The sequence below is a fragment of the Burkholderia sp. AU31652 genome (assembly GCF_002223155.1).
GTDB lineage: Bacteria > Pseudomonadota > Gammaproteobacteria > Burkholderiales > Burkholderiaceae > Burkholderia.
On record NZ_NKFG01000004.1, the window covers coordinates 879,358 to 894,209 of the forward strand.

A 14,852-nucleotide genomic window follows, 5' to 3' on the forward strand; every position below is an offset into this window, starting at 1 on the left:
GGACGCCGTGCCGCACGCACGGCGTCCCGCGCCGTTTTTACCGGCCGGACGACGGTGCGCGATGCACCGCCGCCGGCTGCAACGAGGGAGCCGGATTCATGACGCAGTCTTTCACCCGCCGCGCCGATGCGCTCGCGCGCGACTCGTACTACGAAGCGACGGCCGTGCGCCCCGCCGTGGACGACCCGGCGCTCGACGGGACGATCGACGTCGACGTCTGCGTGATCGGCGCCGGCTTCGCGGGCCTGTCGACGGCGCTCGACTGCCGTGCGCGCGGGCTGTCCGTCGCGGTGATCGACGCGCACCGGCCCGGCTGGGGTGCGTCGGGCCGCAACGGCGGCCAGGCGATCACCGGCTTCGCGAAGGACGAGGAAGTCGAGCGGCAGCTCGGCGCCGACGGCGCGCGCGCCGCGTGGTCGCTGTCGCTCGACGGCGTCGCGTTGATCGCCGAGCGGATCGCGCGCTACGGGATCGACTGCGACTTCACGCGCGGCTACCTGACGGTCGCGACGAAACCGCGCCGCATCGACGACCTGCACGCGTGGATGGACGCCGCAACGCAGCGCTGGGGCCATCCGTCGCTGTCATGGCTCGACACCGGCGAGATCCGCGCGCGCATCGCATCGACACGCTATCTCGCGGGCGTCTACGATCCGCTGTCGGGCCACCTGCATCCGCTCAAGTACTGCCTCGGCCTGGCCGATGCCGCGCGCCGCGAAGGCGTCGCGCTGTACGCGCATACGCCCGCGCTCGACGTCGTGCGCGGCGAGCGGCCCGTCGTGCGCACGCCAACCGGCGACGTGCGCTGCCGCTTCGTCGTGTCGTGCTGCAACGCGGGCCCCGGCGGCGTGCTGCCGGCCGCGACGGCCGCCCGCATCGCGCCGATCGCGTCGTACATCATCGCGACCGAGCCGCTCGGCCTGGCGCGCGCCGACGCGCTGATCGCGCAGCGCGAAGCCGTATGCGACAACAACTTCTTCCTCGACTATTTCCGGCTGTCGGCCGACCACCGGATGCTGTTCGGCGGCCGCGCGAATTCGGCCGGCGCGTCGCCCGCCACGCTCGCCGAAACGATCCGGCGCCGCATGGTCGGCGTGTTCCCGCAGCTCGGCGACGTGCGCGTCGACCACGCTTGGGGCGGCTTCGTCGACGTCACGCGCAACCGCGCACCGGATTTCGGCGCGCTCGATCCGAACTTCTTCTACGTCCAGGGCTTCAGCGGCCATGGCGTCGCGCTCACCGGCATCGCCGGACGCGCGGTCGCCGGCGCGATCGCGGGCGACACACGCGCGTTCGACCTGTTCGCGCGCATGCGTCACCGGCGCTTCCCCGGCGGCGACGCATGGCGGCAACCCGCGCTCGAACTCGGGATGCTGTACCACCGCGTGCGCGAGCTATTCTGAGTCAAACTCCTCCGTTATCCTGACCATGCAGACATTCGCCAACCAGCCGCACGTCGCGTCCTACTACGCGGCGACCGCCAACGATACGACCCGCCACGCGCCGCTCGCCGGCACGATCGATGCCGACGTGTGCGTGATCGGCGCGGGCCTCACGGGCCTGTCCGCCGCGCTCAATCTCGCCGAGCGCGGCCATTCGGTGACCGTGCTCGAGGCGTCGCGGGTCGGATGGGCAGCGAGCGGCCGCAACGGCGGCCAGCTGATCGGCGGGTTCGCGTGCGACATCGACACGTTCGGGCAGTTCATGCCGGAAGGCGACGTGAAGCGCATCTGGGACATGGGGCTCGAAACGCTGTCGCTCGTTAAGTCGCGCATCGCGCAGCACGACATCGACTGCGCGCTGGTGCCCGGCTACCTGACCGCCGCGAACACCGAGCGCGACGCCGACGGCCTGAAACGCTGGCGCGACGAAGCCGCGAAGCGCTTCGGCTACGACCGCTTCCACTTCGTCGAAGCCGACGAACTCGGCGACTACGTGCAGTCCGAGCGCTATTGCGGCGGCCTGTACGACCCGGACAGCGGCCACCTCCATCCGCTCAACTACACGCTCGGCCTCGCTCGCGCGGCGACCGACGCGGGCGTGCGCATCCACGAGGACAGCTGCGTGACGCGCGTGCGCGACGTCGCGGGCGGCCATGTCGTCGAGACGAGCGGCGGCAACGTGCGCGCGCGTTTCGTCGTGCTCGCGTGCAATACCTTCGTCGGCACGCTCGCGCCCGCGCTGTCGAGGAAGATCATGCCGGTCGGCACCTACGTGATCGCGACCGAGCCGCTCGGCGACGCGCGCGCCGCCGCGCTGATGCCCGCGCGCGCGGCGATCTGCGACAGCCGCTTCGTGCTCGACTATTTCCGGCCGGCGCCCGACACGCGGCTCGTGTGGGGCGGCAAGGTCAGCTATTCGACGCGGGAGCCGCGCGATCTCGCGGCGGCGATGCGCGCGGACATGCTGAAGACGTTCCCGCAACTCGCGGACGTGAAGGTCGACTACGCGTGGGGCGGCTTCGTCGACATCACGATGAACCGCGCGCCGCACTTCGGCCGCATCGCGCCGACGATGTATTTCGCGCAGGGGTTCTCGGGGCACGGCGTGAACACGACCGCGCTTGCGGGCAAGCTGATCGCCGAGGCGATCAACGGACAGGCGAGCCGCTTCGACCTGTTCGACAAGATCCGCCATCGCGACTTCCCCGGCGGCGAGGCGCTGCGCACGCCGGCGCTGGTGCTCGCGATGAGCTGGTACCGGCTGCTCGACGCATTCGGCGTGCATTGACCGGGTCACATCAACGAGAAACGGCCGCGTCGAAGCGCAGCCGTTCCGTTGTTGCCGTGCGCCGACGCGCCCCCGCTAATCCGCCACCTTCTGCCGCATCGTCACGAACTCCTCGGCCGCGGTCGGGTGAATGCCGATCGTGTCGTCGAACTGCGCCTTCGTCGCACCCGCGCGAATCGCGATCGCGATGCCCTGGATGATCTCGCCCGCATCGCGGCCGACCATGTGCGCGCCGACCACGCGCTGGCTGTCGCGCGCAACGACGAGCTTCATCAGCGTGCGCTCGTCGCGGCCCGACAGCGTGTGACGCAGCGCCTTGAACGACGTGCGGTAGATATCGACGTCGCCGTCGTACAGGTCGCGCGCGGTCGACTCGGTGAGCCCGACCGTCGCGACCTCGGGCTGGCTGAACACCGCCGACGGCACCCATTCGTGGTCGGCCGCGACGCGCGACCCGCCGAACAGCGTGCGGGCGAGCAACCCGCCGTCGCGCGTCGCGACCGGCGTGAGCTGCGGCCGCGACGTGACGTCGCCGATCGCGTGGATCGACGGCACCGACGTCGCCGAATACGCATCGACGGCGATCGCGCCACGCGCGTCGAGCATCACGCCCGCCTGCTCGAGCCCGAGGCCGTCGACGTTCGGCACGCGGCCGGTCGCATACAGCACCTGGTCGTACGGCCCGTGCCGTGCCGCGCCGACGCGCACGCTCAGCGTGCCGTCGTCCGCGCGCTCGATCGACTCGACCACCGAGCGTGCATGGATCGTGACACCCTGTTTCGTCATCTCGTCGGTCAGGAACTGGCGCACGTCGTCGTCGAAGCCGCGCAGGATCTTCTCGCCGCGATAGAACAGGTCGACGTGGCTGCCGAAGCCGTTGAAGATGCCCGCGAACTCGACCGCGATATAGCCGCCGCCGACCACCGCGATGCGCTTGGGGCACGCGGCAAGCGACAGCGCCTCGCGCGACGTGATCGCATGCCCGATGCCGGGCCGCGCCGGCATCGACGGGCGCGAGCCGGTCGCGATCGCGATGTGGCGCGTACGGATCGTGCGTTCGCCGATCGCGACCGTATGCGCATCGACGAGCGTCGCGCGCCCCGCGTGCATCTCGACGCCCGATTGCCGCAGCAGGTTGATGTAGATGTCGCTGAGCCGGTTGATCTCGCGATCCTTCGCGGCGATCAGCGCGGGCCAGTCGAGCGTGCCGGCGCCGAAGCTCCAGCCGAAGCCCTTCGCGTCCTCGACTTCATGCGGGTAGTGCGATGCGTAGACGAGCAGCTTCTTCGGAATGCAGCCGCGCAGCACGCAGGTGCCGCCGATCTGCTCTTCTTCCGCAATGCCGACGTGCGCGCCGTATGACGCGGACATGCGTGCGAGCCGCACGCCGCCCGAGCCGGCGCCGATGACGAACAGGTCGTAGTCGAAATCCATCGCATTCCCTCATCGCAGTTCGGATGACGGCACGATAGCAAGATTCCGGCATTCTTGCGGCGCACGGTGCAGCCCGGCGCCCGCCCAATAAAAAACGGCGAGAGACGTTGCCTCTCGCCGGTCAAACCAGCTGCCGGGTGTGTCATGCGTCACCGATCGACCGCATGCCCGACCTGCCGGCTGCGCGGCACCGGTCCGCCCGGGCGCGCGAAGGGCGCGCCCACGGCCGGACCAGCCGCCATGCTCATGCCTGCGACGTGTCGCTGCCGTCCGTCGCCTGCGTGTCGTCTGCCTGCTGCGGCTGCTCTTCCTTCTTCTCGAGCATGCCTTCGATCGCTTCCGCACCCTTGAAGCCGGCGACGGCGGCGGCCGCCTTGGTCAGCAGGCCCGCATCCGGATCCAGCTTTTCCGCGCCTTCGACAGCAGCGACTGCGCCAGCGATTTCACCCACGGTGTTCAGGATACCCATCGTCATCCCCTTTCAAGAAAATCGTGAGCGCATCGTCCCACGAAAAAAACCGGCGGACCGCGATTGTCATCACCGGATACACAAGTTACGCACCAGGCCGGCCGCACTCGCCGAGCGCAACCGGAACGACGCACGCGCGTGCCAGGCGGCACGCAACGGGCGATGCACGCAGCGTAGCGGAAAGCCGTCGCGCGCACTGTAAAAGTATGTTCTGGATTGCCGACGAAACCCTTACGGCGCGGGGGTCTCGTGATGAAGCATTCGCCGAATAGTCGTGCGCGCGTATGAAGGTCGCGTGACGAAAAAAAAGAGGCGCCTCGCGGCGCCCCTTCGATGCAGGCCGGACGACTGCCGGCCGATGCGTTCCGACGTTCGTCAGAAGATATTGCGCAGGCCGATCGCGATGCCGGTCTGGTTGCTGCGACCCGGCAGCTCGACGTTCGCCGCGCCGTTCGTCTTGTTGAAGTCGACGGTGCCGTAGACTTCCGTGCGCTTGCTGAGCGCGTACTCGGCAATGCCGACGATCGCGTAGCGGTTGCCGCTCGCGAGCGTGCCGTTGGTGGTCATCGCGTTGCGCATGTGGTCGTAGTAGAACGCGCCCGTCAGCGTCAGCGGCGCGCTGACCTGCCAGCTCACGCCCGCGAACGGACCGTCGTCGATCCGGCCGGTGCCCTTCGCGACCGGAATCGTCTGCTGTGCGAGCAGGCTGTCGACGAAGCCCGTGTCGTCCTTCGAGCGCAGGTAGCCCGCGTAGATCTTCGCCTTGCTGAACGCATACACGACGTTCGCGTGGTAGATCGTCTGCTTGCGCGCCGAGTTGTCGCTGTTCTGCTGCGCGCCGGCCGCGATGCTGAGCGGGCCCATCACGTACGACAGCGACACGCCCCACGCATTGCCCTTGCCCAGCGAACCCGGGATCTGGCCCGAGAAGCCGCCCGCGCCGGTCGATTCGTAGTTGGTGCCGGTCGAGTACATCGCCTTCGCGGTCAGGCCTTCGAACTTGCCGGTGTACTTGATCTGGTTGTCCGCATACAGGCCGCCGCCGAGTGCGACCGGCAGCCATGCGTTTTCGAGGTAGTTGCCGACCGTCAGCGGATCGTAGGTATCCGACAGCAGGTCGAACAGCGGCGTCTTCTGGCGGCCGAGGGTCACCGTGCCGTACGGGCTCTGCAGGCCGACGTACGCTGCGCGGTTGAACAGGCGGCCGCTGTCGGCGAAGGCGCCGTTCTGCAGGTTCACGCCGCTCTCGAGGTTGAACACGGCCTTCAGGCCGCCGCCGAGGTCTTCCGTGCCGTAGATGCCGAAGCGGCTGTTCGTGATCGCGCCGTTGGTCATCGACAGCAGGCCGTCGTTCTTGGCGTTGGCGTTGGTCAGGTAACGGATGCTGGCGTCGGCGACGCCCCAGAGCGTGACCGAGCTTTGTGCGGCCGCATACTGGCTGGCAAATGCGAGCGCGGCGCCCCCTGCGATGGCTGCGAGTCGGGTGGTCTGCTTCATGAGCTTTCCTTTTTGTAGGTGTCTCCATTCATGGCCGGCCGCGTGCGCAGCCGGGTGGCGATCGCTCACGTTCTTGGCGCGCGCGATGTGGGCTGAATCATATGACGAGTGCCATCGCTGAAAGAAATTGAAATGCGCGGTAACGGCGGAACTGTCGCCCGCGCACAACGCTGCGCGCGGCAACGCGCATCCGGCGGGCATCGGGCGCCGCACGGCAGCGGCCGCGAGCGCGGCTGACGGTGCGTCGGGTCGGTCAGGATCGCGCGGCAGGTGCCGCGGAACAGGCGCGCGCGGGCACGCCCGGGGGCGCACGCTGGGGGCACACGCAGGGGTGCGCCCGCGGGAGGCGCGGTCACACCGCCGCCGGCCCGCCGTCGGCCGTGTGCCGGCGCCACGCGCGCCGCACGATTTCCGCGAACGCGCCGACGAGCAGCAGCACGGCGCCCCACAGCGCGACCTCCGGCACGAGTCGCGTGACGAGGCCGCCGACCACCGCGCCGGCCAGGAAGCAGAAGCTGATCGTCGCGAGCAGCGCCGAGTCGTGCAGCGCACCCGCGTCGTAGCGCGGGATCAACCCGACGAACAGCTTCTGCGCGGCGCGCCGCAGGTTGCCGGTGGTCATCACCGACGTGTACGACAGTTCCTCGAGATGGGTGAACGACAGCGTCTGCAGCGTCGCGACGAACGAGATGCCCGGAATCAGCCACGCGCTCGACGCGCCGACGAGGCCGCTCGCGGCGACGCCGAGAAAGACGATCTCGACGAGCAGGCTCGCGAACGCCGTGTGCTTCATCCAGCCGCGCTGCGCGGCAAGCCCGAGCAGGTGCGCGACGAACACCGCGATCGTGAAGCCGACGAGCGGCGGCACGTGATGCAGCGCGGCGACCCATTCGCCGGCCGACAGGTTGATGCCGAGCAGCGCGACGTTGCCGGTCATCGTGTTCGCGAACACGTGGCCGTGGCCGACATACGTGTACGCGTCGAGGTAGCCGCCGGACAGCGTCAGCAACGCGGCGACAGTGAGATTGCGGCTGGCGCCGTCGAGATCCATCGAGCCTCCCGTGAAGATTCGCGCCAGTATGGCGCACGGGCGGTCAAAGTGCGCCGGTCATTGCCCGATGCCCGTGAGCCCGATCAGCGCGCCGCCCGCGAGCAGCCACAACGGATGGATGCGCGTGCGCCACGCGAGCACCGCGCACGCGGCCGTGATGCCCCACTGGATCGCGGTGCGGTTCGACGCCTCGGAGATCAGCACCGCGCTGGCCGCGACGAGCCCGGCGGTGACCGGCATCATCCCCTGCTGCACGTAGCGGCGCCACGGCCGGTCGCGAAAGCGCTCCCACGCATGCAGCGCGAGCACGGTAACGATCGACGACGGCCCGAACTTCGCAAGCGACGCGACCAAGAGCCCGCTCCAGCCGGCCACGTGCCAGCCCACCAGCGACACGATCATCATGTTCGGCCCGGGCGCGGCCTGGGCCAGCGCGAACAGCGCGGTGAACTCGTGCGCGCTCATCCAGTGATGGACGTCGACGACCTGCCGCTGCATCTCCGGCAGGATCGTGTTGCCGCCGCCGAACGCGAGCAGCGACAACTGGCTGAAGATCGTCGCGATGGCGATCAGCGTGTCGTTCATGGCCGCTCTCCTCGCTGCGCGTCGCGGCGCGACGCGAACCACACGCTGACGGGCGTCAGCACGAGCATCGTGGTCAGCAGCGGAATGCGCAGCACCGCGATCGCGACGAACGCGAGCACCGCGATGCCGGCCGCCGCCCGCGCATGCCGCAGCGGCTTCAAGACCTTCACGGCCATCGCGACGAGCAGCCCGGCCGCCGCCGCGGCGAGCCCCGCGAACAGGTGCTGTACGCGCGGATCGTTCTGCGTCTTCGCGTACAGCACGCCGAGCGCGACGACGACGAGCGTCGGGCCCGCGATCAGCCCGAGCATGCCGGCGAACGCGCCGGCGACGCCGCGAAAGCGCATGCCGACGGCCACCGACAGGTTGATCACGTTGCCGCCCGGCAGGAACTGGCACAGCCCGAGCAGATCGGTGAACTCGTCGGCGGAGAGCCACTTGCGCTCTTCGACGATGGTGCGCCGCGCGAACGGCAGCGCGCCGCCGAACGACATGAGGCCAAGCGACAGGAAACCGGTGAACAGCTCGGCGAGGCCGACGCCGCGGGGTGAGGCGGCCGGCGGCGGGGCGGCCGGCGGAGAAGCGGATTGCATGGGGTTCCTTATCAAACGGTGACCCGAGGTTACCGCCGTTCGGCATGCCGGCAAAACGATTTTATCGGCGCGCCTTTGTGATCTAGAATCACAAGCATGGCACGCGATCTCCCGCCCTTTTCCGCGCTTCGGGCCTTTGAAGCCGCGGCACGACATGAAAGCTTCAGCGCTGCCGGCGACGAGCTGCATGTGACTCACGGTGCCATCAGCCGGCAGATCGCCGGGTTCGAGGCCTGGCTCGGCAAGCCGGTGTTCCACCGCTACGGCAAGCGCGTGAAGCTCACCGACGAAGGCCGCCGCTACCTCGACACCGTGCGCGCGGCGTTCGACAGCATCGCGCTCGCGACCGAGCAGTTGCGCAACACGGGCGCGGCACGCGTGCTGCGCATCAATGCGCTGCCGACCTTCGCGATGAAATGGCTGCTGCCGCGCCTGTCGCGGTTCCAGCGCGACGTGCCGAACGTCGAGCTGAAGCTGTCGACGTCGAATGCGCCCCTCGATACGCTCGACGGCTTCGATGTCGCGATCCGCCGCGGCCCCGGCCACTGGCCGAACTGCACGAGCGGCCACTTCCTCGACGAAAGCGTGATACCCGTCTGCAGCCCGGCGCTGCTCAAGCGCGCGCCGATCGCGCGCGCGGACGATCTCGCGCGCCACGTGCTGCTGCATTCGGATACGCGGCCGGAAGGCTGGCGCGACTGGTTCGCGGCGGCCGGCGTGGCGATGAAGGGGCGCAAGCGGCAGTCGTTCGACCACTTCTACCTGGCGCTGCAGGCGGCCGTCGACGGCCTGGGCGTCGCGCTCGGCCCGTTGCCACTGATCGACGACGAGCTCGCGAGCGGCCGGCTGGTGATGCCGCTGGAGGGGCCGCGCATCGCGACGCGCAGCTACTGGTGGATCGCGCCGCGCGCGCCGGCGGACGATCCGCTCGTCGCGCAGTTCTGCGCGTGGCTGCAGACGCAGTCGAACGTCGGCGCGTAGCGCGTCGACGGTCGACGCACAAGATGACGCGGGCGGCAGCGCACCGCCCGCCGGACGCTCAGACCACCGGGCCCGGTTCCTTTTCCTTGCGCAGGATCGCGTACAGGATGATCGCGCCGAACGTCGCGGTGCCGATCCCGCCGAGCCCGAAGCCGCCGATCCTCAGCGAGAAGTCGCCGGCGCCGAGCACCAGCGTGACGGCCGCGACGATCAGGTTGCGGTTGTCGGAGAAGTCGACCTTGTTGACGACCCAGATCCGCGCGCCCGTCACCGCGATCAGCCCGAACACGACGATCGACACGCCGCCGAGCACCGGGCCCGGAATCGTCTGGATCACCGCGCCGAACTTCGGCGAGAAGCCGAGCACGATCGCGATCACCGCGGCGACCGCGAACACGAGCGTCGAGTAGATCCGCGTGACGGCCATCACGCCGATGTTCTCCGCGTAGGTCGTCACGCCCGTGCCGCCGACGCTGCCCGACACGATCGTCGCGAGCCCGTCGCCGATGAATGCGCGGCCCACGTAGCGATCGAGGCTCGCGCCCGTCATCGCGCTGACGGCCTTGATGTGGCCGAGGTTTTCCGCGACCAGGATCACCGCGATCGGCGCGAGCATCAGCATCGCGTGCGGATCGAACACCGGCGCGCGGAAGCTCGGCACCCCGAACCAGGCCGCCTGCCCGACGATCGAGAAATCGATCGGCTTGCCGAGCCCCATCCCGTTGGTCGCGACCGCGTAGATCGCGTAGGCGATCACCAGCCCGACCAGGATCAGCAGGCGCTGCACCATGCCGCGCGAGAACACCGCGACGCCGCCGACGCACAGCACCGTGACGAGCGCCATCACCGATTCGAAGGTCGACCCGGACACGCCCTTGACCGCGATCGGCGCGAGGTTCAGCCCGATCACCGCAACCACCGCGCCGGTCACGACGGGCGGCATCAGCGTCTCGATCCAGCGCGTGCCGATCGCCTGCACCAGCAGGCCGAGCGCGACGTACACGACGCCGCACGCGACGATCCCGCCGAGCGCGACCGGGATGTTCGGGTTCGGGCCGCTGCCGCCGTAGCCGGTCACCGCGATCACGAGGCCGATGAACGCGAAGCTCGAGCCGAGGTAGCTCGGCACGCGGCCGCCGACCAGCACGAAGAACAGCAGCGTGCCGATGCCCGACATGAAGATGCACAGGTTCGGGTCGAAGCCCATCAGCAGCGGCGCGAGCACGGTCGAGCCGAACATCGCGACGACGTGCTGCACGCCCATCGCGACCATCTGCGGCCACGCGAGGCGCTCGTCGGGGCCGACCACGCGCGAGGCCGCGCCGGTCGATTGCACCCGCCAGCGCGGGAAGTAGGAATCGGACATGGGGAAAAGGGCTCCTGTCGGTCGCCGGCTGCGGAGGATGCGCCGGTCTGGAATCTGGCGCGAGTTTACGGAGCGGAAATGGGGCTGGCAAGCGGCGGACGCGCATGCGGCTGCCGAACGGCAGCCATGCAGATTCGAACTCGTCCAATTCACGGCCGGGGCCGCCCACCCTAAAGTAGCTGGACTGCCCCGCTGCGAGCGTGGCGGCACGGATCCATCGAGTTCAAACAGTAGTTCAACACGAGAAAGCCTGCATCAGCGCGTGCAGCCTGCTTATTCCGGAACAGCGGAGAGCGGACGCATCCGAATGCCAATAAAAACTGGAGAGACAGGAACGCCTGACCGCCGGTAATCCAGAGCGTGCGTGAACGGCAAAGGGCGCGCGCGCCACGAGAGGAGCAAACCCATGAAGGTTCTCATCATCGAGCCGTGCTTCTTCGGCCTCGGTTACATTCAGGCGGCCCGTGCGCTAGGCCTGGAATGCCGGGCGGTAACCAGCGACGCGACGCGTCCGGATCAGTACAACTATCGCGATCAGGTGCGTGGTGTGCTGGTGTGCCCGGTAAACGACGCGCAAGCCGTCAAGCACGCGCTGGACGAAGCAGACCTGCTGCCGACCATCGCAGCCGTGGTCGCCGGCAATCAGTTCGTCACCGTGACAGCCGCGAAACTGGTCGCCTTGCTGGGACTGCGCGGCGTCCCCGCGCTCGCGGCCGAATGCGGCGTCCACAAGGATCTCGCAAGGCACGCGTATCGGCAGGCGGGGGCGCCGTCGCTCGACTACGCACTGGTCGCGACCCTGGACGACGCGCAAGCCGCGGCAGCCCGAATCGGTTACCCGCTCGTGATCAAGCCGACCAGCAGCGCGTCGAGCAAGGGGGTCACGCTGCTGCAAGACGAGAGCGCGCTCGAACCTGCATATCGGCAGTTGCAGCAAACGGACTTCTGCATGTTCGGCCTGGCACGCCGTACGGAGTACCTGCTCGAGGCGTTCGCGGACGGTCGCGAGTTCAGCGTCGAGCTGGCGCTAGTCGACGGAACCGTTCGGTTTGCCGGCGTAACGGAGAAATGGGTGACGTCACCGCCGTCTTTTGTCGAGATCGGTCACGTATTCCCCGCGCGCCTGCCCGCGCGGCAACGCCAGGCACTGCTCGACGCGGCCCGCTCCGCGACGCAGGCGCTCGGCCTGGATACCGGGGTATTTCACATCGAGTTGCGCTGGACTTCGACTGGCCCGCGCATTATCGAGACCAACCCGCGCCCCGGCGGCGATCACATCACAACGCACCTGGTCCCGCTCGCAACCGGCATCGATCTGTTCAAGCTCCACCTGCGAGCGCTGCTGGGTGATGCCGAAACAACGCCCCCCGCTCGAAACGCGGCGGCGGCCGTGGGGTTCGTCGTTGCCCCGCGCGAAGGCGTGCTGGAAGCGCTCGACGGTTGGGACGACGTCACTCGGCGCGACTACGTCGTCCATTGCGGGCTGGAAAAGAAACCGGGCGACCGCATTCGTCCACCCGAAAGCTCCGCTGACCGGATCGCATTCGTTATCGTGACCGGTGACACGGCCGATATCGCGGCCGACCGGGTACAGGCGGTGCTGGGCGATGTCGTCGTCAGGATCGCGCGATGAATCGACCGCTGCTTACGCTGCTCGCCTTTCACGCGCTCGACAAGCTCCTGTTCTTCTCGACGCGCCGAACCAACCCATTTCCGCCTGGCAGGCAGGCTGGCTGGATGATTCGGGGCTCGCGCTGTTCTTCGTGATCCAGATCTTCTGCTACCGGCTCTTCCCTTTACTGGGTGGATTCCTCGCGGACCGGTATTCGAAACGCTCGACGCTCGCCTTCGGCTCGCTGCTACAGGCGCTCGGGCTGGCGGCACTGTGTCAGGCCACCTCGTCGCAAGCGCTGTTCTTCGCGGGCGGACTGGTCGGAATCGGTGGAGGGCTCCTGAATCCGGTCATTTATTCGATGCTGAGCCAGGTATCAGGCCCGGCCGGCAGCCGCGCTTTTTCCACGCACTATTTGTTGATCAACGTCGGGGCGCTGGCCGGCCCGCTTGTCCTGTGGCCTGCTTTCGGCAATGCATGCCTGTGGCTCCTGCTCCCGGCTGGCGTCGCACTGGTGACCGTACTCGCGTCCTCGGCAGAATCGCGCGCGATACCGGCACCGCATCGATCCGCGTCCTGGTTCGCACCGCTGCACGACCCGATCTTCCTGAGGGTGTTCATCCTGTTCAGCGCGATCTGGGCGTGCTACACGATGATCTTTTCCAGCGCCCCCCTGATTGCAGCCGAACTCGGGTTACGCACGCAAGGCAACGTCTGGCTGGGCGTGAATTCGGCCACGGTCCTACTCGCTTACCTGTGGACGCTGCGCCGCCCGGCAAGGACCGGTATCTCCTGGCCCAGTGTGACGGCCGGACTCGCGCTGACCACCGTCGGCGTCGCGCTGGTGGGAGCGGCACCCGCCGGCTGGATGGTCGGCGCCGGCATAGTCGTGTTGAGCATCGGCGAACTCCTGTCGATCCCGGTGCTCTACCACCTGGTTTCCGAACACGCACCCGCGCATGCGCGCAGCCGCTACTTTGGCTTCATCTGGGTCGCAGGCGCGTTCGGGGAGGCCGGCGCGCAAGCGCTGCTTTGGGCGTGTCCGCAGCCGCGCGCCGTCTGCATCGTGGCGGCCGCGATGCTGGCGATCGCCACCGTGACGACAACGCGCAAGGTCAAGGTCCGTGCGGCCGAAATCAACGCCACTGAAAGTTGCGAGCTGTCGACGTCCCAGCGCGCGACCTGATACAGCAGCCGCCCGAGCAGACACTCGACCGGGCGGCGACCGACGCCGGCTGCGACGCAAGCGGGCGCTCACATCGCGGCCGGCGCGGCTGACATCAGGGGTTGATGTACTGGAACAGCGACAGGTTCTGCAACTGCGCGTACGCCTTCTGCGAGCCCGTCAGCGCGTTCTGCATCTGCAGGAACTGGCTGATCGTGGTCACCATGTTGGTGCTCGTCAGGTCGGACAGGTTGCTGGTGACCTGCAGCGACGCGGTCTGGTTGACGGCCTGCATCGCCTTGACTTCCTGCTCGCGGCCACCGACCGACGCCTGGATCGTCGTGACGTTGCGCATCGTGTTGCCCAGCTTGGTCGAGCCGGTCATCAGCGCGTTCTTCAGCGCCGCACCCGCCACCGCGTTGCCCGTCACGGGCGTCTTCAGCGCCGCGATCATCGCGTCGAGCGTCGAGAACACGTCCGAACCACCGCTCGCCTGCGGCGCCGGCGCAACGGCAAACGTGTCGCCGGCGGCCGGCGTGCCCGACACCGCCACCGTCATTCCGCCGCCGAGCGAGATCGCCGAGCCCGACGAATAAGCCTGCGCCGGCGTGGTGGTGGGCGGGCTGACCGAGTTGTCGGTCACGGTGTAGGTCGGCGCAGCGGCCGTGCCGCCAAATTTGATCGAGAACTGATGGCCGTTCGTCGCGATCGACGGGTTCGTCACCGTGACCGCGCCGATCGTGCCGGTGCCCGTGTTGCCCGCGCCGGCCGACGGCACCGGCGAGCTGCCGATCGCCGGCACCGACATGAAGACGGCCGCGCCCGTGTCGCCCTGCGACACGGTGCTCGAATCGGCGATCTGCACCTGGCGCGTGCCGGTGTCGCCGACATAGGTGACGCTGCCGCTCGCCGTCGTCGAAAACGGCGCCGCCGAATTCTTCGTGCCGGCGAACAGGTAGTTGCCCGCGCCGTCGTTGGTGTTCGCGAGCGTCATCAACTGGTCGCGGTAACCCTGCAGCTGCGTGGCGAGTGCCGAGCGGTCGCTGTCGGACATCGAACCGTCGCCGGCGCGCACGAGCAGCGACTGCGTGTTCGTCAGCACGGTGCTCACGTTCTGCAGCGTCTGGTCCTCGGCCTGCAGTGACGCGAGCGCCGCGTTCTGGTTGGTCGCGTACTGCGACAGCGTCGCCGACGTCATCGACAGCTGCACGGCCTGCGCCGCGCCGGCCGGATTGTCCGCCGCCGTCTGCAGGCTCACACCGCTCGAGATCTGCTGATACAGCTGCGCAAGCTGGGCCTGCTGATCGTTCATTTGTGAAACGTTCAGCTGGAAAAACTGGGCGCTGGAAATCCGCATCGCTTCTATCCT

Annotated in this window: 13 protein-coding genes; 5 read left to right on the forward strand and 8 right to left on the reverse strand. The window is 68.5% G+C overall.

Annotated features, from left to right (window positions below; translation table 11 throughout):
- Positions 1-98: 98 nt before the first annotated feature.
- On the forward strand, positions 99-1,403 hold the full coding sequence (locus CFB40_RS16495) for an NAD(P)/FAD-dependent oxidoreductase (RefSeq protein WP_089431804.1): 1,305 nt from the start codon (positions 99-101) through the stop codon (positions 1,401-1,403).
- Positions 1,404-1,428: 25 nt separating this feature from the next.
- Positions 1,429-2,730 (forward strand): NAD(P)/FAD-dependent oxidoreductase, encoded by a 1,302-nt coding sequence (locus tag CFB40_RS16500; protein WP_089426502.1) that lies wholly within the window; start codon positions 1,429-1,431, stop codon positions 2,728-2,730.
- 75 nt (positions 2,731-2,805) lie between these two features.
- On the opposite strand, the gene gor is transcribed toward CFB40_RS16500, so the two are convergent.
- The 6 genes from gor to CFB40_RS16530 all read right to left on the reverse strand — a co-directional run bounded on the left by gor (position 2,806) and on the right by CFB40_RS16530 (position 8,359).
- Entirely contained in the window at positions 2,806-4,164 is a 1,359-nt protein-coding gene (gor, locus tag CFB40_RS16505) for a glutathione-disulfide reductase (protein WP_089431805.1), read from the reverse strand.
- A 244-nt stretch (positions 4,165-4,408) separates the two neighbouring features.
- Complete coding sequence (locus CFB40_RS16510) at positions 4,409-4,633, reverse strand: hypothetical protein (protein WP_043185162.1); 225 nt, start codon at positions 4,631-4,633, stop codon at positions 4,409-4,411.
- A gap of 375 nt (positions 4,634-5,008) precedes the next feature.
- Positions 5,009-6,130, reverse strand: coding sequence for a porin (locus CFB40_RS16515; protein WP_039369128.1), 1,122 nt, complete (start codon positions 6,128-6,130; stop codon positions 5,009-5,011).
- Between the two features lie 352 nt (positions 6,131-6,482).
- A complete protein-coding gene (locus tag CFB40_RS16520) occupies positions 6,483-7,181 on the reverse strand; it encodes a YoaK family protein (RefSeq protein WP_089431806.1) in 699 nt (232 codons plus the stop codon).
- 57 nt (positions 7,182-7,238) lie between these two features.
- Positions 7,239-7,766 (reverse strand): chromate transporter, encoded by a 528-nt coding sequence (locus CFB40_RS16525; RefSeq protein WP_043184629.1) that lies wholly within the window; start codon positions 7,764-7,766, stop codon positions 7,239-7,241.
- Positions 7,763-8,359, reverse strand: coding sequence for a chromate transporter (locus tag CFB40_RS16530; protein ID WP_089431807.1), 597 nt, complete (start codon positions 8,357-8,359; stop codon positions 7,763-7,765). Before CFB40_RS16530 ends, CFB40_RS16525 begins: the two co-directional genes overlap by 4 nt.
- Positions 8,360-8,455: 96 nt before the next feature.
- Here CFB40_RS16530 and CFB40_RS16535 point away from each other — a divergent pair, with 96 nt between their 5' ends.
- Positions 8,456-9,340, forward strand: a complete 885-nt coding sequence (locus CFB40_RS16535; RefSeq protein WP_069249062.1) for a transcriptional regulator GcvA — start codon at positions 8,456-8,458, stop codon at positions 9,338-9,340.
- Positions 9,341-9,398: 58 nt separating this feature from the next.
- On the opposite strand, the gene CFB40_RS16540 is transcribed toward CFB40_RS16535, so the two are convergent.
- Complete coding sequence (locus tag CFB40_RS16540) at positions 9,399-10,706, reverse strand: solute carrier family 23 protein (protein WP_089431808.1); 1,308 nt, start codon at positions 10,704-10,706, stop codon at positions 9,399-9,401.
- Between the two features lie 406 nt (positions 10,707-11,112).
- Between CFB40_RS16540 and CFB40_RS16550 the strand changes: the two genes are divergently transcribed.
- Both CFB40_RS16550 and CFB40_RS16555 read left to right on the forward strand, forming a co-directional pair.
- Entirely contained in the window at positions 11,113-12,339 is a 1,227-nt protein-coding gene (locus tag CFB40_RS16550) for an ATP-grasp domain-containing protein (RefSeq protein WP_089431810.1), read from the forward strand.
- Positions 12,314-13,504 carry an MFS transporter gene (locus CFB40_RS16555; protein WP_089431811.1) on the forward strand — a complete coding sequence of 397 codons (1,191 nt, stop codon included), beginning with the start codon at positions 12,314-12,316 and terminating at the stop codon, positions 13,502-13,504. The genes CFB40_RS16550 and CFB40_RS16555 overlap by 26 nt, the downstream gene beginning before the upstream one ends.
- 94 nt (positions 13,505-13,598) lie before the next feature.
- Here CFB40_RS16555 and flgL read toward each other — a convergent pair whose 3' ends face one another.
- Entirely contained in the window at positions 13,599-14,840 is a 1,242-nt protein-coding gene (flgL, locus tag CFB40_RS16560; RefSeq protein ID WP_089431812.1) for a flagellar hook-associated protein FlgL, read from the reverse strand.
- Between the last annotated feature and the right edge of the window lie 12 nt (positions 14,841-14,852).